Source organism: Streptomyces sp. RK9, assembly GCF_045070545.1.
GTDB classification, from domain to species: domain Bacteria; phylum Actinomycetota; class Actinomycetes; order Streptomycetales; family Streptomycetaceae; genus Streptomyces; species Streptomyces alboflavus.
Map to the genome: position 1 here is coordinate 1,569,230 of NZ_CP173704.1, position 20,771 is coordinate 1,590,000.

19 protein-coding genes (2 of these 19 running past the window's edge) are annotated in these 20,771 nt (G+C 72.9%); 13 read left to right on the top strand and 6 right to left on the bottom strand.

Annotated elements, in window-relative coordinates:
* Positions 1–93: 93 nt before the first annotated feature.
* Entirely contained in the window at positions 94–924 is an 831-nt protein-coding gene (locus tag AB6L24_RS27210) for a hypothetical protein (protein ID WP_405659429.1), read from the top strand.
* 120 nt (positions 925–1,044) lie between these two features.
* Here AB6L24_RS27210 and disA read toward each other — a convergent pair whose 3' ends face one another.
* Together disA and radA are read right to left on the bottom strand one after the other, a co-directional pair.
* Positions 1,045–2,169: a DNA integrity scanning diadenylate cyclase DisA gene (gene disA / locus AB6L24_RS27215; protein ID WP_030361002.1), complete on the bottom strand. Its 1,125-nt coding sequence runs from the start codon at positions 2,167–2,169 to the stop codon at positions 1,045–1,047.
* A gap of 90 nt (positions 2,170–2,259) precedes the next feature.
* A complete protein-coding gene (gene radA, locus AB6L24_RS27220) occupies positions 2,260–3,669 on the bottom strand; it encodes a DNA repair protein RadA (RefSeq protein WP_405659431.1) in 1,410 nt (469 codons plus the stop codon).
* 169 nt (positions 3,670–3,838) lie between these two features.
* On the opposite strand from radA, the gene AB6L24_RS27225 reads away from it, so the two are divergent.
* The gene (locus tag AB6L24_RS27225; protein ID WP_405659433.1) at positions 3,839–5,596 is read left to right on the top strand and encodes a BACON domain-containing protein; all 1,758 of its coding nucleotides are present in this window, start codon (positions 3,839–3,841) and stop codon (positions 5,594–5,596) included.
* Positions 5,597–5,705: 109 nt separating this feature from the next.
* Here the strand turns inward: AB6L24_RS27225 and AB6L24_RS27230 are convergent, their stop codons facing one another.
* Positions 5,706–6,689 carry a hypothetical protein gene (locus tag AB6L24_RS27230; protein ID WP_405659435.1) on the bottom strand — a complete coding sequence of 328 codons (984 nt, stop codon included), beginning with the start codon at positions 6,687–6,689 and terminating at the stop codon, positions 5,706–5,708.
* Between the two features lie 92 nt (positions 6,690–6,781).
* Here AB6L24_RS27230 and AB6L24_RS27235 point away from each other — a divergent pair, with 92 nt between their 5' ends.
* From AB6L24_RS27235 to AB6L24_RS27255, 5 genes are all read left to right on the top strand, one after another.
* Positions 6,782–7,714 carry a Ppx/GppA family phosphatase gene (locus AB6L24_RS27235; protein WP_405659437.1) on the top strand — a complete coding sequence of 311 codons (933 nt, stop codon included), beginning with the start codon at positions 6,782–6,784 and terminating at the stop codon, positions 7,712–7,714.
* Positions 7,715–7,832: 118 nt separating this feature from the next.
* Positions 7,833–8,657, top strand: coding sequence for a sugar phosphate isomerase/epimerase family protein (locus AB6L24_RS27240; RefSeq protein ID WP_405659439.1), 825 nt, complete (start codon positions 7,833–7,835; stop codon positions 8,655–8,657).
* Positions 8,654–9,280: a TetR family transcriptional regulator gene (locus AB6L24_RS27245; protein ID WP_405659442.1), complete on the top strand. Its 627-nt coding sequence runs from the start codon at positions 8,654–8,656 to the stop codon at positions 9,278–9,280. Before AB6L24_RS27240 ends, AB6L24_RS27245 begins: the two co-directional genes overlap by 4 nt.
* Before the next feature lie 168 nt (positions 9,281–9,448).
* The gene (gene ilvD, locus AB6L24_RS27250) at positions 9,449–11,302 is read left to right on the top strand and encodes a dihydroxy-acid dehydratase (protein ID WP_405659444.1); all 1,854 of its coding nucleotides are present in this window, start codon (positions 9,449–9,451) and stop codon (positions 11,300–11,302) included.
* Between the two features lie 134 nt (positions 11,303–11,436).
* Positions 11,437–11,772, top strand: a complete 336-nt coding sequence (locus AB6L24_RS27255; protein WP_405659446.1) for an SH3 domain-containing protein — start codon at positions 11,437–11,439, stop codon at positions 11,770–11,772.
* Positions 11,773–11,866: 94 nt separating this feature from the next.
* On the opposite strand, the gene AB6L24_RS27260 is transcribed toward AB6L24_RS27255, so the two are convergent.
* Positions 11,867–14,185 (bottom strand): protein kinase domain-containing protein, encoded by a 2,319-nt coding sequence (locus tag AB6L24_RS27260; RefSeq protein ID WP_405659448.1) that lies wholly within the window; start codon positions 14,183–14,185, stop codon positions 11,867–11,869.
* 233 nt (positions 14,186–14,418) lie between these two features.
* Between AB6L24_RS27260 and AB6L24_RS27265 the strand changes: the two genes are divergently transcribed.
* The 5 genes from AB6L24_RS27265 (at position 14,419) to proC (ending at position 18,831) form a co-directional block, all read left to right on the top strand.
* Positions 14,419–14,979 (top strand): EamA/RhaT family transporter, encoded by a 561-nt coding sequence (locus AB6L24_RS27265; RefSeq protein WP_405659450.1) that lies wholly within the window; start codon positions 14,419–14,421, stop codon positions 14,977–14,979.
* Positions 14,980–15,079: 100 nt separating this feature from the next.
* A complete protein-coding gene (locus AB6L24_RS27270; RefSeq protein ID WP_405659452.1) occupies positions 15,080–15,904 on the top strand; it encodes a class I SAM-dependent methyltransferase in 825 nt (274 codons plus the stop codon).
* Positions 15,905–16,180: 276 nt separating this feature from the next.
* A complete protein-coding gene (locus AB6L24_RS27275) occupies positions 16,181–16,984 on the top strand; it encodes an ABC transporter ATP-binding protein (RefSeq protein ID WP_405659454.1) in 804 nt (267 codons plus the stop codon).
* Between the two features lie 89 nt (positions 16,985–17,073).
* Positions 17,074–17,811, top strand: coding sequence for an ABC transporter permease (locus AB6L24_RS27280; RefSeq protein WP_405659455.1), 738 nt, complete (start codon positions 17,074–17,076; stop codon positions 17,809–17,811).
* A gap of 114 nt (positions 17,812–17,925) precedes the next feature.
* Entirely contained in the window at positions 17,926–18,831 is a 906-nt protein-coding gene (gene proC / locus AB6L24_RS27285) for a pyrroline-5-carboxylate reductase (protein ID WP_405659458.1), read from the top strand.
* Between the two features lie 215 nt (positions 18,832–19,046).
* Here the strand turns inward: proC and AB6L24_RS27290 are convergent, their stop codons facing one another.
* Positions 19,047–19,631 (bottom strand): cysteine hydrolase family protein, encoded by a 585-nt coding sequence (locus AB6L24_RS27290; protein ID WP_405663370.1) that lies wholly within the window; start codon positions 19,629–19,631, stop codon positions 19,047–19,049.
* A gap of 173 nt (positions 19,632–19,804) precedes the next feature.
* Between AB6L24_RS27290 and AB6L24_RS27295 the strand changes: the two genes are divergently transcribed.
* Positions 19,805–20,771: the 5' portion of a GlxA family transcriptional regulator gene (locus AB6L24_RS27295; protein ID WP_405663372.1), read on the top strand. It continues 32 nt past the right edge of the window; 967 of the gene's 999 nt are visible here — the first part of the coding sequence; the start codon lies at positions 19,805–19,807; its stop codon lies beyond the right edge, outside the window.
* Positions 20,731–20,771, bottom strand: the final stretch of a protein-coding gene (gene trpS / locus AB6L24_RS27300; RefSeq protein ID WP_405659460.1) for a tryptophan--tRNA ligase. The gene runs 997 nt beyond the window's last position; 41 of the gene's 1,038 nt are visible here — the last part of the coding sequence; its start codon lies beyond the right edge, outside the window; its stop codon occupies positions 20,731–20,733. The two genes, AB6L24_RS27295 and trpS, sit on opposite strands and share 73 nt — an antisense overlap.

Consider the following 20,771-nt stretch of genomic DNA (forward strand, 5'->3'; position numbering starts at 1 on the left):
GGCGGGCCTGTCCGGGATGATGATCCGCAAAAGTTGTGGCCTGAGGCGGCGGGTGGGGCAGGACAACGCCCGGTTCTCTCGTAAGGTTTGGGCGTGGGATCTCTGCGCAATCCGATCGGGCCGCTTCCCTCCTCCATCTACTGGCGTCGGAGGGCCGTCCTGCTGTCCGTCGTCGGACTCCTCTTGCTCCTTGTCGTGTGGGCCCTAGCCTCGGGCGGAGGCGGCGGGGACAACGGCGCTGACGGTCCGTCGGGCAACGGCCCCGCCACGTCCATCACGCCCGGGCCCTCCGGATCCGGGCCCGCGATCAGCGAACACCCGGGCGGCCGGGACGAGTCGGAGGGCGGGGAGGACGGCGGAGGCGACGGCTCCGGCGACTCCGACGGCTCCGGTGACGCGAAGGGCTCCGGCGGCTCGGGCTCCGGCGGTGACTCCGCGGGCGGCTCCGGCGGCTCCGGCGGCTCGGACGACGCGAAGGGCGGCGGCGGGTCGGGCGCGCGGCTCCCGGCCGGGTCCTCCCTCGCCAACTGCACGCCCGGCGCGGTCAAGTTGAAGCTGCGCAGCGTACGGAACTCGTACGCGCCCGGGCAGAAGCCGAAGCTGGAGCTGACCGCCGTCAATGGCGGCGGGAAGGCCTGCAAGGTCGACCTCGGCGGCAAGGGCGCCGTCGTGACGATCACCCTGTCCGGTGCGGACGACGCGATGTGGTCCTCGAACGACTGCCCCGGTGCCGCGGCGAGCCTGCTGTTCAGGGTCCCCGCGAACGGCCACGCCACCTACTCCTTCGAGTGGGACCGCAAGGCCAGCGCCCCCCAGTGCGCGACGCCTCCGGCGGGCGGCGCGAAGGCGGGCACGTACCTGGTGGAGGCGAAGGCGGCGGGCCTGGGCGGCGACCAGGCGTCGTTCGTGCTGACGAAGGACTGACGCCGGGGCTTCTTCCGCGCCGCCGCGGAGCGGCGGAAAGAGGGCAAGCCCAGGCCGAGGGCACCCCGAGCCCCAGCGGGGCCGCAGGCCGACGTACCCGCCGCGAACCGGGCCGGACGGCTACACGTACCGCTCGAGGATCGACGACTCCGCAAGGCGCGACAGCCCCTCGCGGACGCTGCGGGCCCGCGCCTCCCCGACCCCGTCCACCGTCTGGAGGTCGTCCACGCTCGCGGCGAGCAGCTTCTGCAGGCCGCCGAAGTGCTCGACGAGCCGGTCGATGATGGCGCCGGGCAGCCGGGGCACCTTCGCGAGCAGCCGGAAGCCGCGCGGCGACACCGCGGAGTCGAGGGTCTCGGGCGAGCCCGTGTACCCCAACGCCCGGGCCACCGTGGGCAGTTCGAGCAGCTCGGCGTGGGTGAGGGAGTCCAGCTCGGCGAGCGCCTCGTCCACGGTGCGCGAGCGCTTGGCGGTGGGCTCCGGTACGTAGTCACGGACGACCAGCTCGCGCTCGGGCTCGACGCCCGCGATCAACTCGTCGAGCTGGAGGGTCAGGAGACGGCCGTCCGTGCCCAGCTCGACCACGTACTCGGCGATCTCCTTGGCGATGCGCCGCACCATCTCCAGGCGCTGGGCGACCGCGGTGACGTCCCGGACCGTCACAAGGTCCTCGATCTCCAGGGCGGACAGCGTGCCCGCGACCTCGTCGAGGCGGAGCTTGTACCGCTCCAGGGTCGCGAGGGCCTGGTTGGCACGTGACAGGATCGCCGCCGAGTCCTCAAGGACGCGGCGCTGACCGTCCACGTAGAGCGCGATCAGGCGCATCGACTGCGAGACCGACACGACGGGGAAGCCGACCTGCTTGCTGACCCGGTCTGCCGTGCGGTGCCGGGTGCCCGTCTCCTCCGTGGGGATGGTCGGGTCCGGGACCAACTGCACGCCCGCGCGCAGGATCTTCGTGATGTCCTTGTCGAGCACGATGCCGCCGTCGAGCTTGCACAGCTCACGCAGGCGCGTGGCGGTGAACTCGACGTCGAGGACGAAGCCGCCCGTGCACATCGACTCGACGGTCTTGTCCGAGCCGAGCACGATGAGCCCGCCCGTGTTGCCTCTGAGGATCCGCTCCAGGCCGTCGCGCAGGGCCGTGCCCGGCGCGACCGCGCTCAGGGAGGCGCGCATCAGCCCGTCGGCACCGGAGCCTCCACCGGGCTTGCCGGGAACCGCTGCCCGGTCGTTGGCTGCCACTGCACTCCTCCGGTCGCAGGTTGTCCAAGCCCTCCCCCACACGCCTCGATACGCCTTGCTTCGTACGGATGGGCGAGACCAGGGCAAAGTCTACCGGCGGACTTCGTCCTGGCGTGGGGCCTCTTGACGACGCGATCTCGGAAGGACGCGCAGCGCGTCGCCCATGTCGGCGACTTCGGTGACCTTCATACCGGGCGGGACCTTGCCCGGGTCGGCCGGCACGAGAGCGTGCGTGAAGCCCAGGCGGTGGGCCTCGGCCAGTCTGCGCTGCACGCCGGTGACCCGTCTGACCTCGCCCGCGAGGCCGACCTCGCCGATCGCGACGAGGTTCTTCGGCAGCGGAGTGTCGCTCGCGGCGCTGGCCAGGGCGAGCGCCACGGCGAGGTCGGCGGCGGGCTCCGACAGCTTCACGCCGCCGACCGTGGCGCTGTAGATGTCGCGCTTACCGAGGGCGCTGATGCGGCCGCGCTGCTCCAGGACCGCCAGCATCATCGAGACCCGGGACGTCTCCAGGCCCGACGTGGTGCGGCGCGGCGAGGGGATCTGGGAGTCGACGGTGAGCGCCTGCACCTCGGCGACCAGGGGGCGGCGGCCCTCTAGGGTCACCGTCAGACAGGTGCCGGGGACCGGCTCGTCGCGGCGGGTCAGGAACAGGCCGGAGGGGTCGGCGAGGCCCGTGATGCCCTCGTCGTGCAGCTCGAAGCAGCCGACCTCGTCCGTCGTCCCGTACCGGTTCTTCACGCCGCGGACCAGGCGGAGGCGGGCGTGCCGGTCGCCCTCGAAGTGCAGCACCACGTCGACCAGGTGCTCCAGGAGGCGCGGGCCCGCGATGGCGCCGTCCTTGGTGACGTGGCCGACCAGGAGCGTGGACATGCCGCGCTCCTTGGACGCGCGGATCAGGGCGCCCGCGACCTCACGGACCTGCGCCATGCCGCCGGGCGCGCCGTCGATCTCCGGCGAGGCGACCGTCTGCACCGAGTCCAGGATCAGGAGCGAGGGCTTGACCGCGTCCAAGTGGCCGAGGACGGCGGCCAGATCGGTCTCCGCGGCCAGATACAGGTGGTCCGCGATGGCGCTGATGCGGTCGGCGCGCAGGCGGACCTGGCTGGCCGACTCCTCACCGGTGACGTAGAGCGTGCGGTGGTCGTCCGTGGCCGCCTTCGCCGCGACGTCGAGCAGCAGCGTGGACTTGCCGACGCCCGGCTCACCCGCGAGCAGCACCACGGCGCCCGGCACCAGGCCGCCGCCGAGGACGCGGTCCAGCTCGGGCACGCCGGTGGAGCGGGCGGTGGCGCGGCGGACGTCGACCTCGCCGATGGGCACCGCGGAGGAGGTGACCCGGCCGGGGGTCGTCGTGCGCACCGCGGGCGCGCCGTACTCCTCGACCGTCCCCCACGCCTGGCACTCGGGGCAGCGGCCGAGCCACTTGGCCGTCTGCCAGCCGCACTCGGTGCAGCGGTAGGACGGCCGGTCCTTACTGGATTTCGTACGGGCAGCCATGCACGAACCGTAGCCGCCACCACTGACAAGGCGCCCCGAACCCCTCCCTCTCGAACGGGCAACGGAATCATGGCTTCCTGTCCCCTTTTGAGGGATCTGTTCACCCGTAAGGATTAAATGTGCTCAAGGGGGCAGAAGGCGCCTGCATCATGCGCCTAACTTCGCACGGGTGATGAGCAGCAGCCCGGAAACTCCCACGTACACCACCGGCGCGCACCGGGCGCATCCGGGCGCCCGTAAGCGGGTGGTGCCGCGCACGGTCGCCCAGGCGCCGCCCGCGCACTACGAACCGTTCCTGGACGGCCTGTTCACGTACTGCCTGTCGGTGCTGTGCGACCACGACGCGGCGACCGCCGCGCTCGGCGACGTCCTCGTGCTGGCCGAGCGGCGCGGCGCCCGGCCCGACGGCGACACCCGTGCGTGGCTGTACGCCCTCGCCCGCTGGATGTGCCTGCGCGCCCTCGCCGAGGCCAAGCAGCGGGGCCGCCACGGAGCGCAGGCCGGGGGCGGCGCGTCCGGGGGCGCCTCGCCCGGAGCGAGCACGTCCGCCCCGGTGGCCGCCCCCGCGTCGCCCGCCGCCCCCGCCGCCCCCGTCGACGAGACCGCCCGCGCCCGCCGCCGCGAACTGGCCCAGCTCGCCTGGCCCGAGGCCGCGGGGACCACGCCGGAGCAGCGCGAGGCCCTGGAGCTCGCCGTCCGGCACCGGCTCTCGGCCAAGGAGGTCGCCGCCGTCCTCGGCCTCGACCCGGCCGCTGCCCGTGACCTGCTGGCCTCCGCCGCCTGCGAGGTGGAGCGCACCCGCGCGGCCCTCGCCGTCGTCGAGACCGGAACCTGCCCCATCGTCGCCCGCCTCACCGGCGACAACCAGGTCCTGCTCGGCACCGCCCTGCGCCGCGAGCTCGTCCGGCACGTCGACGACTGTCCGCAGTGCCGCCGCACCGCCGAGCGCACGGGCTCAAGCGCCTGGCCCGGCACCGCCGTCACCCCGGCCGCGCTGCCCGTCGTCTCCGCCCCGCGCGCGGCCCTGCACCACGCCATGGCCCACACCCCGCGCGCCAAGGGCAGGCCCCGCGGCGGCGGCCCGCGCTTCGACCGGCGCGGCTTCCCGATGGACCCCAAGGACCACGCGGCCCGCCGCGAACGCCTGCGCGCGCGTGCCGTCACCACCACGGTCGTCGCCACCGTCGTCGCCGCCCCCGTCCTCGCCCTCTGGGCGGCCTACCGCGGCGCGCCGCTCACCGGCGAGGGCCACGACGGCCGCTCCGCGAGCGCCGCGGAGGCCGACGACGGCGCCGGCGGGGGCCCGCGGGGCAGGGAGGACTACGAGAACGCGGGCAACGCCCGCACCGACCCCGACCGCTTCCGCGACGGCCGCGGCGGACCCGGTGTCTCCGTGGAGGTCATCAGCCCCGGCGGACCCGCGGGGTCGGGCCCCGGCGCCGGCCGCATCGGCGTCCAGGCCCGCTCGCACGGCGGCGTCACGCTCATCACGCTGACCGGCGGCGGCAGCTCACCGGTCCGCTGGTCCGCGAGCACCGGAGCGTCCTGGCTGGCCCTCAGCCAGTCCTCGGGGACCCTCTCGCCCGGCGAGTCCGTGACGATCAGGGTGTACGTCGACGCCGACCGCGAACCCGCGGGCCACTGGAGCGCCCGCGTCACCATCGCCTCCACCGGAGCGGTCATCTCCCTGGAGGGCTACGGAAGTTCCGCACCGCCGCACCGCCCCGGCAACCCGGGCCCCCGCCCGACGGCAACCCGCCCGGGCCCGTCCGACCCGGACCCGACCCCCACCCAGGGCAACCCCACCCCGACACCACCCGACCCGGACCCGACCCCGACCACTTCGGCACCCCCGGACCCGACCCCGACCCCGTCGGACCCGGGCACGCCCACACCACCGCCAGGCGGGGACCCCGGACAGGGCTGAGCCCGGGGGCGAAGGCCCGGGCGGACGGGGTCTTCCGAGGGGCGGGGGGAACTGCGCGCTCAGCCCAGCACGGTCCCGCACCCGCCGACGGCGAATCCCCCAACGGTGATCAGGCGCACCCGCGATCAGGCGCCCCGCCAGGATCCGCAGGATGCGGAGCGATCAACGGCAACTGAGAGGCAAGCCGCGCCTCACACAGCTCGACCAGCTGGTCGTACCCCGCCTTACCCATGAGCTCGATCAGCTCGGGCCGATAGGACACGTACACCGGGTCACCCGCACCGTGCGCCGAGGTCGCCGACGTGCACCACCAGTGCAGGTCGTGACCACCGGGCCCCCAGCCCCGCCGGTCGTACTCCCCGATCGACACCTGAAGGACCTTCGTGTCGTCGGGCCGCTCGATCCACTCGAACGTCCGCCGCACCGGCAGCTGCCAGCAGACGTCCGGCTTGGTCTCAAGGGGCTCGCGCCCCTCCTTCAGGGCCAGGATGTGCAGCGAGCAGCCCGCGCCGCCCGCGAACCCGGGCCGGTTCTGGAAGATGCACGAGCCGTTGTACGGCCGGGTCTGGCGCTCGCCGTCCTCGTCCTGCGACACCCAGCCCGACGCGGTGCCCACGTCGTGGTGCTGCCAGATGTCGGGAGTGAGCCGCGCCACGTAACCCGCGACCCGCTTCTCGTCGTCCTCGTCGGAGAAGTGCGCGCCCAGCGTGCAGCAGCCGTCGTCGGCGCGGCCGGCCTTGATGCCCTGGCAGCCGCTGCCGAAGACGCAGTTCCAGCGGGAGGTGAGCCACGTCAGGTCGCAGCGGAAGACCTGCTCGTCGTCCGCCGGGTCCGGGAACTCCACCCAGGCGCGCGCGAAGTCCAGACCCTGCTCGTCCTGGACCGCGCCGCCTCCGGCCGCCCCGGCCTTGGCGCCCTTCGCGGCCTTGCCGGGCTTCTTCGCCTTCTCGGCCTTCCCGGCCTCCTTGGCCTTCCGCTCGGCCTTGGCACCCTTGTCGGCCTTCTCCGCCCGCTCGGCCTTCTCCGACTTCGAGGACTCCGATGACTGCGACGGCTTCGTTTTGTCGGACTTCGCCTTTTTCGTCTTTGGCACGTCTCCAGGGTATGCGCGTACGTGTGTCCCCGAAGACCAGTGACGCCCGCCCGGACGCCGGGAGCGGCCCCGGGCGCAGTAGCGTTCCGTACATGAGACTCGGTGTCCTCGACGTGGGTTCGAACACGGTGCATCTGCTGGTGGTGGACGCCCACCCCGGCGCGCGACCGCTGCCCGCGCACTCCCACAAGGCCGACCTGCGCCTTGCCCAACTGCTCGACGAGGCGGGTGCCATCGGCCCCGACGGCGTCGACCTGCTCATCGCCACGGTGCGTGACGCGCTCCAGGCCGCCGAGGACAAGGGCGTCGAGGACCTCCTCCCGTTCGCCACCTCGGCCGTGCGGGAGGCGACCAACGCCGACGACGTGCTCGCCCGCGTCCGCACGGAGACCGGCGTCGACCTGCAGGTCCTCACTGGGGCGGAGGAGGCGCGGCTGACCTTCCTGGCCGTGCGGCGCTGGTTCGGCTGGTCCGCGGGCAAGCTGCTCGTCCTCGACATCGGCGGCGGCTCCCTGGAGATCGCGTACGGCATCGACGAGGAGCCCGACGCCGCGGCCAGCCTGCCGCTCGGCGCCGGCCGTCTGACCTCGGCCTGGCTGCCCACCGACCCGGCCGACCCGGCTGACGTGCGGGCCCTGCGCCGCCACGTCCGCGCCCAGATCGCCCGCACCGTCGGCGAGTTCAGCCGCTTCGGCAGCCCCGACCACGTCGTCGCCACCTCCAAGACGTTCAAGCAGCTGGCCCGGCTCGCGGGGGCCGCGCGGTCCACGGAGGGCCTCTACGTACAGCGGGAACTGAAGCGCAAGTCCCTGGAGGACTGGGTGCCGCAGCTCGCCGCCATGACCACCGCCGAGCGGGCCGAGCTGCCCGGGGTGTCCGAGGGGCGGGCCGGACAGCTGCTCGCCGGGGCGCTCGTCGCCGAGGGCGTGATGGACCTCTTCGGCGTGGAGTCCGTGGAGGTCTGCCCGTGGGCGCTGCGGGAGGGCGTGATCCTGCGCCGCCTCGACCACCTGCCGACGACCTGACGGACCAGGAAGGCCCGGTTTGACGTACGAGAAGGGGCCCGACGCGGGGGTCCGCCGCCCCTGGCCGAAGGCCCACCACCCCCGCCCCGCCGCCGGGGGCACCCCGTACGCTGTCCCCGTGGTGGAACCAGTCGTGCGCATCCCGGATGCGAAGGTCGCCCTGTCGACGGCCTCCGTGTACCCGGAGTCGACGGCGACGGCCTTCGAGATGGCGGCGCGCCTCGGGTACGACGGCGTCGAGGTCATGGTGTGGACGGATCCCGTCAGCCAGGACATCGAGGCCCTGCGCCGCCTCAGCGACTACCACCGGATCCCGGTGCTCGCCGTGCACGCCCCGTGCCTGTTGATCACCCAGCGCGTCTGGTCCACCGACCCCTGGGTGAAGCTCCAGCGCGCCCGCGCCGCCGCCGAGAAGCTGGACGCGTCGACGGTCGTCGTGCACCCGCCGTTCCGCTGGCAGCGCGGCTACGCCCGCGAGTTCGTCGAGGGCATCTGGCGGATGGCCGACGAGACGGACGTGCGGTTCGCCGTGGAGAACATGTACCCCTGGCGGTACCGCGACCGCGAGATGCTCGCGTACGCCCCCGACTGGGACGTCACCAAGGACGACTACCGCCACTTCACGATCGACCTGTCGCACACCGCGACCTCCCGCGCCGACGCCCTCCAGATGGTCGACCGCATGGGCGACCGGCTCGGCCACGTCCACCTCGCCGACGGCAAGGGCTCCGCGAAGGACGAGCACCTGGTGCCGGGGCGCGGCACCCAGCCCTGCGCCGAACTGCTCGAACGCCTCGCGACCAGCGGCTTCGACGGCCACGTCGTCATCGAGGTCAACACCCGGCGGGCCATGTCCAGCGCCGAGCGCGAGGCCGACCTCGCCGAGGCGCTCGCCTTCACGCGCCTGCACCTGGCGTCGGCCGCGAAGGTGCCCCGGTCGTGACCGGCGAGAGCGCCGCCCCCGCGCCCCGGCGCCGGGGCCGCCCCTCCCGCACCCAGTCCGAGCAGGGCCCCGCCATGCGCGAGGTGATCCTGGACGCGGCCCGCGAGCAGTTCTCCGAGCGCGGGTACGAGAAGGCGTCCGTGCGCTCCATCGCCAAGGCGGCGGGCGTGGACTCGGCGCTCGTGCACCACTACTTCGGCACGAAGGAACAGGTCTTCGCCGCCGCCATCGAGGTGGCCTTCGCGCCCGCGCTCGCAGCGCCGACGGCCGTGGCGGAGGGCTCGCTCGACGACGTCGGGGAGCGCCTGACCCGCTTCATCCTCGGCGTCTGGGAGAACCCGACGACCCGTACGCCGCTCCTCGCGATCGTCCGCTCGGCCGTCAACAACGAAACGGCCGCCGCGGTCTTCCGCCGCCTGATCTCCACCCAGCTCCTGGCCCGCATCGCCGAGCGCCTCGACCTGCCCGACGCCGAGCTGCGCGCGGAACTCGCGGCGGCGCAGCTGGTGGGGACGGCGATGCTGCGGTACGTCATCCAGGTCGAGCCGCTGGCTTCGGCGGACGTGGAGCAGATCGTGGCGCGGGTGGCGCCGGTGGTGCAGGGGCATCTGACCGGGCCGTAGCCGCGCGGGGCAGGGCGGGGCGTGGCGCGGTCCGCCGGAGGGCGCGGGCCCGCCGATGAGACGGTCGTCCCGGCATCCGGACACCCTGTCCGGATCTTGGATGACCGGCGTACGCTCGGCCGTAAGTCACACATGCCCCGAAGCATGACTCTTGAGGAGCGAGCGACGATGCCCGAGCTGAGGTCCCGCACAGTCACCCACGGCCGCAACATGGCGGGCGCGCGCGCCCTTATGCGGGCCTCCGGGGTACCGGGCGCGGACATCGGCCGGAAGCCGATCATCGCCGTCGCCAACTCCTTCACCGAGTTCGTGCCCGGCCACACGCACCTGGCCCCCGTCGGCCGGATCGTGAGCGAGGCCATCCAGGAGGCGGGCGGCATCCCGCGCGAGTTCAACACGATCGCCGTGGACGACGGCATCGCGATGGGCCACGGCGGCATGCTGTACTCACTGCCGTCCCGCGACCTGATCGCGGACTCCGTCGAGTACATGGTGGAGGCGCACTGCGCGGACGCGCTGATCTGCATCTCCAACTGCGACAAGATCACCCCCGGCATGCTGATGGCGGCCCTGCGCCTGAACATCCCGACGGTCTTCGTCTCCGGCGGCCCCATGGAGGCCGGCAAGACCACCCTGGTCGACGGCACGGTCCGAAAACTCGACCTGATCAACGCGATCAGCGACGCGGTGAACGAGAACGTCTCGGACGAGGACATCCTCCGCATCGAGGAGAACGCCTGCCCGACCTGCGGCTCCTGTTCCGGCATGTTCACCGCCAACTCCATGAACTGCCTGACCGAGGCCATCGGCCTGTCCCTGCCGGGCAACGGCTCGGTCCTCGCCACGCACACGGCCCGCAGGGCGCTGTACGAGCGCGCGGGCGCGACGGTCGTCGAGCTGACCAAGCGGTACTACGAAGGGGACGACGCCTCCGTCCTGCCGCGCAACATCGCCACCCACGCGGCCTTCGAGAACGCCATGGCCCTGGACATCGCCATGGGCGGCTCCACGAACACGATCCTGCACCTGCTCGCCGCCGCCCAGGAGGCCGAGGCCGGGTACGACCTGTCCGACATCGACGCCGTCTCGCGCCGCGTCCCGTGCCTCGCGAAGGTCGCGCCGAACGTCGCGCCGACCACGACGTACTACATGGAGGACGTGCACCGCGCGGGCGGCATCCCCGCGATCCTCGGCGAGCTCTACCGCGGCGGGCTGCTCAACGAGGACGTGCACACGGTCCACTCCCCGTCCATCAAGGAGTGGCTCGACGCCTGGGACGTCCGCAGCGGCTCCGCCTCCGAAGAGGCCGTCGAGCTGTGGCACGCGGCGCCCGGCTGCGTGCGCTCCGCCGAGGCCTTCTCACAGTCCGAGCGCTGGGACACCCTGGACACGGACGCGGCGAACGGCTGCATCCGCGACGTCGCGCACGCCTACTCCAAGGACGGCGGCCTCGGCGTCCTCAAGGGCAACCTGGCCGTCGACGGCTGTGTCGTGAAGACGGCGGGCGTGGACGAGTCGATCTGGACCTTCGAGGGCCCGGCCGTCGTCTGCGAGTCGCAGGAGGAGGCCGTCGAGAAGATCCTGAACAAGAAGGTCGTGGAGGGCGACGTCGTCGTCATCCGCTACGAGGGCCCCAAGGGCGGCCCCGGCATGCAGGAGATGCTCTACCCCACGTCCTTCCTGAAGGGCCGCGGCCTCGGCAAGGCCTGCGCGCTCGTCACCGACGGCCGCTTCTCCGGCGGCACGTCGGGCCTGTCCATCGGCCACGCCTCCCCGGAGGCGGCCTCCGGCGGCACGATCGCCCTCGTCGAGGACGGCGACCGCATCCGCATCGACATCCCGAACCGCTCGATCGACCTCCTCGTCGACGACGCCGAACTGGACCGCCGCCGCGAGGCCCTGGGCGGCGTGTACGCCCCCAAGTCCCGCGAGCGCAAGGTCTCGCAGGCGCTGCGGGCGTACGCGGCGATGGCGACCAGCGCCGACAAGGGCGCCGTGCGGGACGTGTCGAAGCTGGGCTGACCCCCTCCGCGGGCCGGTGCAGACTGTCCTGCTTTGTCCTGCAACTGGTGTGATGCGCGGGCGCGTCTATGGTGTGAGGTACATGCCATGGGCGGCCCGCGCCGCCCGTTCCACGGGGGATATGGGGTAGCAGGATGAGCAGTGAGGAACTCACGGTGACGGCTGGGGCAGTAGGGGCTGCCGAGCCGGACGGGACCGACATCGCCGAGCTCGACGTCGAGGCGGCGGCGGCCCGCAGCTATCCCGTCGTCGCGGACGTCAACGTCCGCTCGGGACCCGGCACGTCCTACGCCAAGGTCGGCCGCGTCCAGGCGGGCAGCCGCGTCTCCATCAGCTGCCAGCGGCCCGGCGAGACGGTCACGGGCCCGACCGGCACGTCGAAGATATGGGACAAGATCGGCACCGGCCGGTACGTGTCGGACACGTATGTGCGGACGGGGAGCAACGGGTACGTGGCGCCGCGCTGCTGAGACGCGGCGACCGCCGACGGCATGAAGCCGCCGGGGCCTTGGTGGATCCGGGCTCCGGCGGCTTCGCTGTGTGCCCCTCCGGGAGAGAAGCCCGTCAGTCCGACTTCGGCGGCTTCGCCGTGTCGAACGCGTACAGCAGGTTGTCCGACCCCGAGACCACCGCCACCCGCCCCGAGAGCGCCACGCGGGGACCCGTGCGCAGGCCCCCGTCGCCGTTGATCTTCGGGTCGGTGGACCAGAGGCGGCGGCCGTCGCGCGGGTCGAGCGCGGCGACCCGGCCCCCGCTCGACCCGAAGTACAGCCCGCCCGGCCCGGCCGTCGGCCCCGCCGCGCCCTCCACACCCGTGTGCCGGGCCCACCGGAGCCGGCCGGACCCGGCGTCGACCGCGCTGACCCGGCCGCTCTGCTCCGTGAAGTACACCGCGCCCCCGACGAGCCCGGGCGTCCCGCCGTACGTCTTGGCAAGACGGGTCGTCGTGACCTTGCCGCGCGCCGCGTCCAGGCGCAGCACCGCGTCGTACACGACGACGCCGATCTGCTCGCCCGCCCGCTGCCGCACCAGGACCAGCCGCCCGTCCAGCGCGCCGAGCGGCTGGACCGGACCGTCCAGGGTGACGGCACGCCCGGGCCTGCCCGAGGCCGGATCGACCGGGCGGACCGTGGCCCGTCGCGCCAGGCCGTCGGCGAGGTCGGCCTTCGGCGCGCACATCACGTACGCGCGGACGCCTGCGCCGAGGGGCGCGCACTGGCTGCCCGCGGGGACCGGGACCGTCCACAGGCTCCTGCCGGAGCGGGCGTCGCGGCCCTCGATCCGGTTGCCGTCCGCGTCGGCCGTGAGGACGGTCGCCCCGACCACCACGGCGTCCGCGGCGCCGGGGCCGGCGACGGTCGAGGACCGGGCGCCGAACGGCGCGGACCACAGCTCCTTGCCGCGCGCGGCATCGAGGGCGACCACCTCGTCGGTTCCCGACCCCTCGGTGGCGAAGCGGTAGCCGACGACGGTACGGCCGCCGTTCGCGAGCCCGGCGAGGGACGTGTCCTGGACCGGCACGCCAGGACCGCGCTCGGTCCACAGCCGCTTGCCGTCGGCGACCCGGACGCGGGTGGCGACGGAGCCGCCGCCCCCGCAGTACACGGAGTCGCCGTGCGGCAGACAGCGCACCTCGTCGGGGATCTTCGCCGTTCCCGCCGGTACGTCCTGCCGCCACGGCCGGAAGCCGTCGGGCAGGGCCGGTCTTGTCGCGGCGACGTTGCGGCCCTTGTCGTCCCGCTTGGCGTCCGGGCCGTCGTCGGAGGACCGGGAGAGGAGGGCGAGGCCCGCGCCGAGGACGGCGACGGCGACGACGGCGGCGACGGCGGCGAGGACGGGGCGCAGGCGGCGGCGGGCGGGGCGGCGGGTGGGGGAGGGCGAGGCGGAGGCCGGGGCTGAGGCCGGGGCGGCTGTGGGGTCGGGGACGGCGGGGCCGGGGGACGCGCCCGCGCCCGTACCTCTGCCCGTACCCGTACTCATGCCGCTGCCGGTGTCGCGCCCGCCGCCGGTGTCCCGGGACAGATGGTGCTGGGTCCGGGTGTCCCGGGTGCGCCCGCCGCCCGCGGCGACCTCCAGGTCGGCGGGCAGGTCGCGGAGCAGGACGAGGAGTTCGTCGACGGAGGGCCGGGCGGCCGGGTCCTTGGTGAGGCACGGCTCGACGGCGGTGCGCAGGGCGTGCGGGACGTCGCCGAGGGCGGGCGGCTCGTGGACGACCTGGTAGGCCGTCATATAGGGGGAGTCCGCGTCGAAGGGCCCCTGCCCCGTGGACGCGTACACAAGGAGCGTGGCCAGCGAGAAGACGTCCGAGGAAGGACCGACCCCGCGCGGGTTCTGCAACTGCTCCGGCGACATGAACGGCGGCGTGCCGATCACGCGCCCCGTCATCGTCAGCGTCTGCTGGTCGGCGGCGCGCGAGATGCCGAAGTCGATGACGCGCGGCCCCTCCGGCGAGAGGACGACGTTGGACGGCTTCAGGTCACGGTGGACGACGTCGGCGCGGTGGATGTCGCGCAGCGCCTCGGCGAGCCCGATGGCGAGCGTGCGCAGCTCGGCGCCGCCGATCGGCCCGCGCCGGGCGATGCGCTGCGCGAGGGTCGGGCCCTCTATGTAGGAGGTGGCCATCCACGGGTGCGGCCCCTCGGGGTCCGCGTCGACGACCGCGGCGGTGAACGCGCCGCTCACCCGGCGCGCCGCGGCGACCTCCTGCCGGAACCGGATGCGGAACTCGTCGTCGTCCGCGAACTGCTGGTGGATCAGCTTGATCGCGACCGGCCGCCCCGACGCCGTACGCCCGAGGAACACGGTGCCCATGCCGCCCGACCCGAGGCGGGCCTCGAGCGGGTAGCCACCGATCTCCTCGGGATCCCCTGAGCGGAGCGACACCTTTCGACCTCCGTTCCGGTCGTCCCCCGTGCGTCATGCCTGTCCGCACAAACTAGCGGCCGGGGGCCCGGGCGGGGCAAGGCGGGGGATGTCTTCGGCGTGGCCTGGCCCCTGGGCCTTGGGTGGACGAGGGTGATCATGGGGCTGCGCCCCTTTCCCCCGCTGTCGGCGCTCCGCGCCTCGTCCTCAAACGCCGGACGGGCTGTGGCAGCCGCCGGACGAGGGTGCGGGAGATGCCTGCCTGTGCGGGCGATAATCGAGGCGTGAGTGACCAACCGCGTGACGAACCCCGTACCGAGCTCTCGTCCGAGCCCTCGTCCGGGGGCACCGCGCCGGGGCCCCGGCCCGAGCCCATCCGCTTCTTCGGCACGAGCTGGGTCGACCACACGGACCGCTACGGCCTGCGCCGCGCCGGCGTCGCGGTCGGCGCGCTGGCCGCGGCCGTCGCGGGCTGCCTCGTGCTGCGCTTCGCGTACCAGGGCCTGGAGATCGCGGACGTGGGCGCGTTCGTGAACCTCCTCGTCGTCATCATGTTCGCGATCTGCAGCGCGATCGCGTTCCGGCGTACGTGGGAGGGCTTCGCCAAGCGCCACGACCCGCAGTCGGTGGCGTCGATGCGCAGCCTGATGATGATCGGCTTCGTCGGCTCCCTCCTCGCGTACTTCTTCCGCGCCCTGAAGGAGGCCCCCGGCGAGAAGCTGCACCGGGAGGAGTACGAGGCGGCGCGGCAGGAGTACGAGAAGCGGACGTCGCGCAGGACGAAGAACCCGTCGAAGCGGAAGCGCAGGAAGTAGCCGGCGGGGGCGCCCGGCCGGACGCTCGAAGAGGAGCGACAGCCGGCCGAAGCCGCGCGAACCCCGGCGAGGGGGCGGACGGCGAGGCAAGGATGACGCCATGCCGACCGACGACCACCTGGACCACCTGAACGCGCCCCGCACCACCAGCGAACCCTCCACCTCCTCCCTCGCCCTCTCCTTCGACACGGTGGCGACCCAGTACGCGGAGGCCCGCCCCGGCTACCCGCCCGAACTCCTCGCCACGATCGAGCAACTGGCGGAACGCCCTCTGGCCGGGGCCACGGTGGTGGACGTGGGCGCCGGTACGGGCATCGCCACGCGCCTGCTGCGGGACCGCGGGGCGCAGGTGATCGCGGTGGAGCCGGGCCCGGGGATGGGCGCACAGCTGCGGGCGTCGCTGCCGGAGGTCCCGCTGTTGCGTGCGGTGGGGGACGCGTTGCCCTTGGCGGACGCGTCGGCGGACCTCGTCACGTACGCCCAGGCCTTCCACTGGACGGACCCGGCGAGCTCGGTGCCGGAGGCCCTGCGCGTCCTGCGCCCCGGTGGCGCGCTCGCGGTGTGGTGGAACACGCCGGACCCGGATGTCGCCTGGGCGGCGGAACAGGAGGCCCGCCTGAAGTCCCGGCTTCCGGGCTACCACGCGAGCGGCATCAGCAGCGGCGCACCCGCGGTGATCGAGTCGGTGACCCCGGGCCTGACCCCGACCCACCGCCGCCTCCACTGGACCCGCCGAGTCCCCCTCTCCCTCCACCTGGCCCACCTGAGCAGCCGCTCCTACTTCGCAAACCTCGGCCCGGAACGCTCGGCCCCGGTCCTCGCCGACGAACGAACCCACCTGACCAAAATCTTCCCCAGCGGCGAGGTGGAAGAGGCCTACGCAGTAGACCTGACCCTCGTACGCAAGCCCTCGACGCGTCACTGACCCCCACGCCCGCTCCGTCCTGCCCGAAACCCTCAGCCTGTCCCACGGGCACCTTCGGCCTGCCCGGGACACTTCAGCCCGTCCGGCGATTGAGGACGAGGCGCGAAGCGCCGATTCGACGGAGGCTGCCCCACCCGAAGGGGACCCCCACCCCCGGGGCCCGGGGCGGAGCCCCGGTTTCGGGAAGGGGCGGGACTGGGGAATGCCCCGCAGGGCCACCGCCCCCCACCCCCCAACCCTTGACGGGCCCCACCCCCCACCCCGCATAATCATCACATGATGAATAACGAGCCCCCACCCCACCCGACACCCCCAACGACACCCCACCCGACACCCCCCACCTCCGCAATCGAAGCGACCTCCCTCACCACCACCCGAGGTCACCGCACAGTCCTGAAAAACCTCACCTTCACCGTCCCCCAAGGCCAGATCACCGGCCTCCTTGGCCCCTCAGGCTGCGGCAAATCCACCCTGATGCGAGCCATCGTCGGCACCCAGGCCAAGGTCACGGGCACCCTGAACGTCCTGACCCACCCGGCAGGCGCCCCCACCCTCCGCTCCCGCATCGGCTACGTGACCCAGGACCCGTCGATCTACGACGACCTGACGGTCCGCCAGAACCTGGAGTACTTCGCCGCGATCCTCTCCCCGGGCCACGGCCCCAAGGCGACCCGCCGCCGCGAGGACGTGACCCGAGCCATCGCGGAGGTGGACCTCACCACCCACGCGGACACCCTCGCGGCCAACCTCTCCGGCGGCCAACGCAACCGCGTCTCCCTGGCGGTGGCCCTCCTCGGCACCCCCGACCTCCTGGTCCTGGACGAGCCCACGGTCGGCCTGGACCCCGTACTCCGCCGAGACCTCTGGAACCTCTTCCACACCATCGCCACCGACAGAGGAACCACGATCCTCGTGTCGTCCCACGTCATGGACGAGGCGGAACGCTGCCACCGCCTGCTCCTCATGCGCGAGGGCGAGATCCTCGCGGACGACACCCCCGAGGCCCTCCGCACCCGCACGGCCACGGAAACGGTGGAGGAAGCCTTCCTCCACCTGGTGGACAAGGCAAACGCCGCCTGACGAACCCCCGGACCCGAACGCCCCCGGACCCGAACGCCCCCGAACCGAGCGAACCCCTCCCGGGCCACTCAAAAACCCACGGAGCCCTCATGACCCCGAACCGAACCCTCGCGACAGCGGCCCGAGTCCTACGCCAACTCCGCCACGACCCCCGCTCCATCGCGCTGATGATCCTCGTCCCGTGCGTGATGCTCCTGCTGCTCCGCTACGTCTTCGACGGCAGCCCGCACACCTTCGACGCGATCGGCGCATCGCTCCTGGGCGTCTTCCCGCTGATCACGATGTTCCTGGTGACCTCCATCGCGACCCTCCGCGAACGCACGTCAGGCACCCTGGAACGCCTCCTGGCCATGCCCCTGGCGAAGGGCGACCTGATCGCGGGCTACGCCCTGGCCTTCGGCGCCCTGGCCGTGATCCAGTCGGCCCTGGCCACGGGCCTGGCGCTGTGGGCCCTCGGCCTGGACGTGACGGGCTCGGCCTGGCTCCTGCTCCTGGTGGCACTCCTGGACGCCCTGCTCGGAACGGCCCTCGGCCTCTTCGTCTCGGCCTTCGCGGCCTCCGAGTTCCAGGCGGTCCAGTTCATGCCGGCGGTGATCTTCCCCCAACTGCTGCTCTGCGGCCTGTTCACGCCCCGCGACAACATGCAGCCGGTCCTGGAGGCGATCTCGAACGTCCTCCCCATGTCGTACGCGGTCGACGGCATGAACGAGGTCCTGCGCCACCCCGACATCACAGGCGACTTCATCCGCGACACGGTTATCGTCGCGGCCTGCGCCCTCCTGGTCCTGACCCTAGGAGCAGCAACCCTCCGCCGCCGCACCCCGTGAAGCCCACACACACCCACGCCCTCACCCCCCGTCCGCACACCGGACAACCCGCCACCCCACCCCCACCCGATGCGAGGATGACCCCGAACGACGCACCCCGGGAGGGCCCCGCCCATGAGCAAGCCGAGCACGCCGAGCAAGCCGAGCAAGCCGCAGTCCGCGACGAGGCCGCGCACCGCGACCAAGCGGAAGACGCCGAGCAAGCCGAACCAGAAGGTCGTCGCCGTCCTCGGCACCGGCAAGATCGGCGAAGCCCTGCTCAGCGGCATGATCCGCAGCGGCCGAGCCCCCGGTGACCTCCTGGTCACGGCCCGCCGCCAGGAGCGCGCCGACGAACTCCGCACCCGCTACGGCGTGGAGCCCCTCACCAACGCCGAGGCCGCCAAGCGAGCGGACATCCTGATCCTCGCCTGCAAGCCGCAGGACATGGCCTCCCTCCTGGGCGAACTCGCCCCGCACGTCAGCACCGACACCCTGGTGATCAGCGCGGCCGCGGGCATCACGACCACGTTCATCGAGGAGCACCTGGCCGACGAGACGCCGGTCATCCGCGTCATGCCGAACACGCCGGTACTGGTGGACGAGGGCATGTCCGTCATCTCCGCCGGCAGCCACGCCACGGCCGCCGACCTGGCCCACGCGGAGGAGGTCTTCGGCGCCGTGGGCAAGACGCTCCGGGTCCCCGAGACCCAACAGGACGCGTGCACCGCCCTGTCCGGCTCCGGCCCCGCGTACTTCTACTTCCTGGTGGAGGCGATGACGGACGCGGGCATCCTCCTCGGCCTCCCGCGCGACAAGGCCCACGACCTCATCGTCCAGGCGGCGATCGGCGCGGCGGTGATGCTCCGCGACAGCGGCGAACACCCGGTCAAGCTCCGCGAGAACGTCACCTCCCCCGCGGGCACCACCATCAACGCCATCCGCGAACTCGAGAACCACGGAGTCCGCGCCGCCCTGATCGCAGCCCTGGAAGCAGCCCGAGACCGCAGCCGAGAACTGGCCTCAGGCAACAACTCCTGACCCCATCCCGGCTCCTCTCAGCCCGCCCCCGGGGCAGTAGTTTTCAGCCCGTCCGGCGTTTGAGGACGAGGCTCGAAGCGCCGATTTCGGGGGAGGGCTGTCCCACCGGAACGGGACACCCACCCCCGGGGTCCAGGGGCGAAGCCCCCACGCGGCGGAGCCGCAAATTGGCACAGCCGGGAAGGGGCGGGACTGGGGAGAGCCCCGCAGGGCCCCTACCCCACACCCCCCAACACCTCCCTCGTCAGCACCACCCGAGCAAACCCACCCCCATGCAGGGAAACAGCCGAGGCCCGCCCAATCTCCTCAGCACTCCGCCGCCACCCAAACGGCCCCACCAGATCAAAGGTGTACGTCGCGTCATAGGCGAACACCACCTCGTACCCCAGATTCCCACCCATCCGAGCAGTGGTCTCCGCACACATATTGGTCTGAATCCCGGCCACCACGATCTGAGAAACCCCGGCCCCCCTGAGCCACGCATCCAGATCAGGCGTCCCATAAAACGCCGAGTTCACACTCTTCGAGACGAACAGCTCACCCCCACCCCCCTTACCGCGCCGCTGCTCGACGTACTCCTTGAACTCGTTGCCCACATACCCCGCCCGCAGCGGCGACTCCGGCTTGGGCGAGTCATGCCGTACGAACACGACCGGCCGCCCCGTCGCCTGCCACGCGTCGATGAGCGCGGCGATGTTGTCGTCGGCCTCGGGATTGTTCCGCGTGCCCCAGTACCCCTCCTCCTCGAAGCCCTTCTGTACGTCCACGACGACCAGCGCCGCGTTCTCCGCGATGTTCAGTGCGTTCTCCATGTCCACGATGCTGCCGCCAGGAGCCCCACCACCCCAGCCCTACAAAAGCCACCGATCGATGGTTTACTGCCACCGTGCCCGAGCCCCGCCCCACACCACCCCCGACACCGGAAGCAACCCCTCTCACACCCACCCCGAAAACAACCCCTCACCCCCAACGCATCGCCCTCCTCGCCTTCCCAGGCATCCGCTCCTTCGACGTCTCCGTGATCACCGAGGTCTGGGGCACCGACCGCACCGACCGCGGCGTACCCCCCTTCGACCTCCACCGCGTCGCCGCCACCCCCACCCCCGTCCCGATGCGCGCCGGCCTCACCCTCACCCCCGACCGCACCCTCGCCTGGCTGAACCGGCTGACCGGCACCGACCTGATCGTCGTCCCCGGCCTGGACGACCACCTGACACCGGCACCACCCCCACTACTGGAGGCCCTGCGCCGCGCCCACACCCGCGGCGTCACCATCGCGGCCCTGTGCGGCGGCGCCTTCACCCTGGCCCAGGCAGGCCTCCTGGACGGCCGCCGCGCCATCACCCACTGGAACCTCGTCGACCTGCTGCGAACCCACCACCCCCACGTCACCGTCGTACCCGACGCCCTCTTCATCGAGGACGACAACATCTGGACCGCCGCGGGCACCGCGGCCGGCATCGACCTGTGCCTGCACCTGGTCCGCACGGCCCACGGCTCGGAAGTCGCCGCGACCGTCGCCCGCTCGATGGTCACCGCCCCGTTCCGCACCGGCGGCCAGGCGCAGTTCATCGAGCACCCCACACCTCGCGCCGACCGCGACGCCGACGCCCTCGCCTCGGTCCGTGAATACGCCCTGCGTCACCTCCAGGAACCGCTCACCGTCTCCGACCTGGCCGCCAGGGCGGGCATGTCGGCGCGCTCGTTCGCCCGTCACTTCACCGCGGCGACCGGCACCACACCCCTGCGCTGGCTCCTGGACCAGCGCGTCGCCGCCGCGCAGAAGCTCCTCGAACGCACCGACCTGCCCATGCCCGAGGTGGCCCGCCGCGCGGGCTTCGGCAGCGAGATCACGATGCGCCAGCACTTCGCCTCGCGTCTCGCCACCAGCCCGCGCGCCTACCGCGCCACGTTCACCGGCACCGGCTCGGGCACCGCCG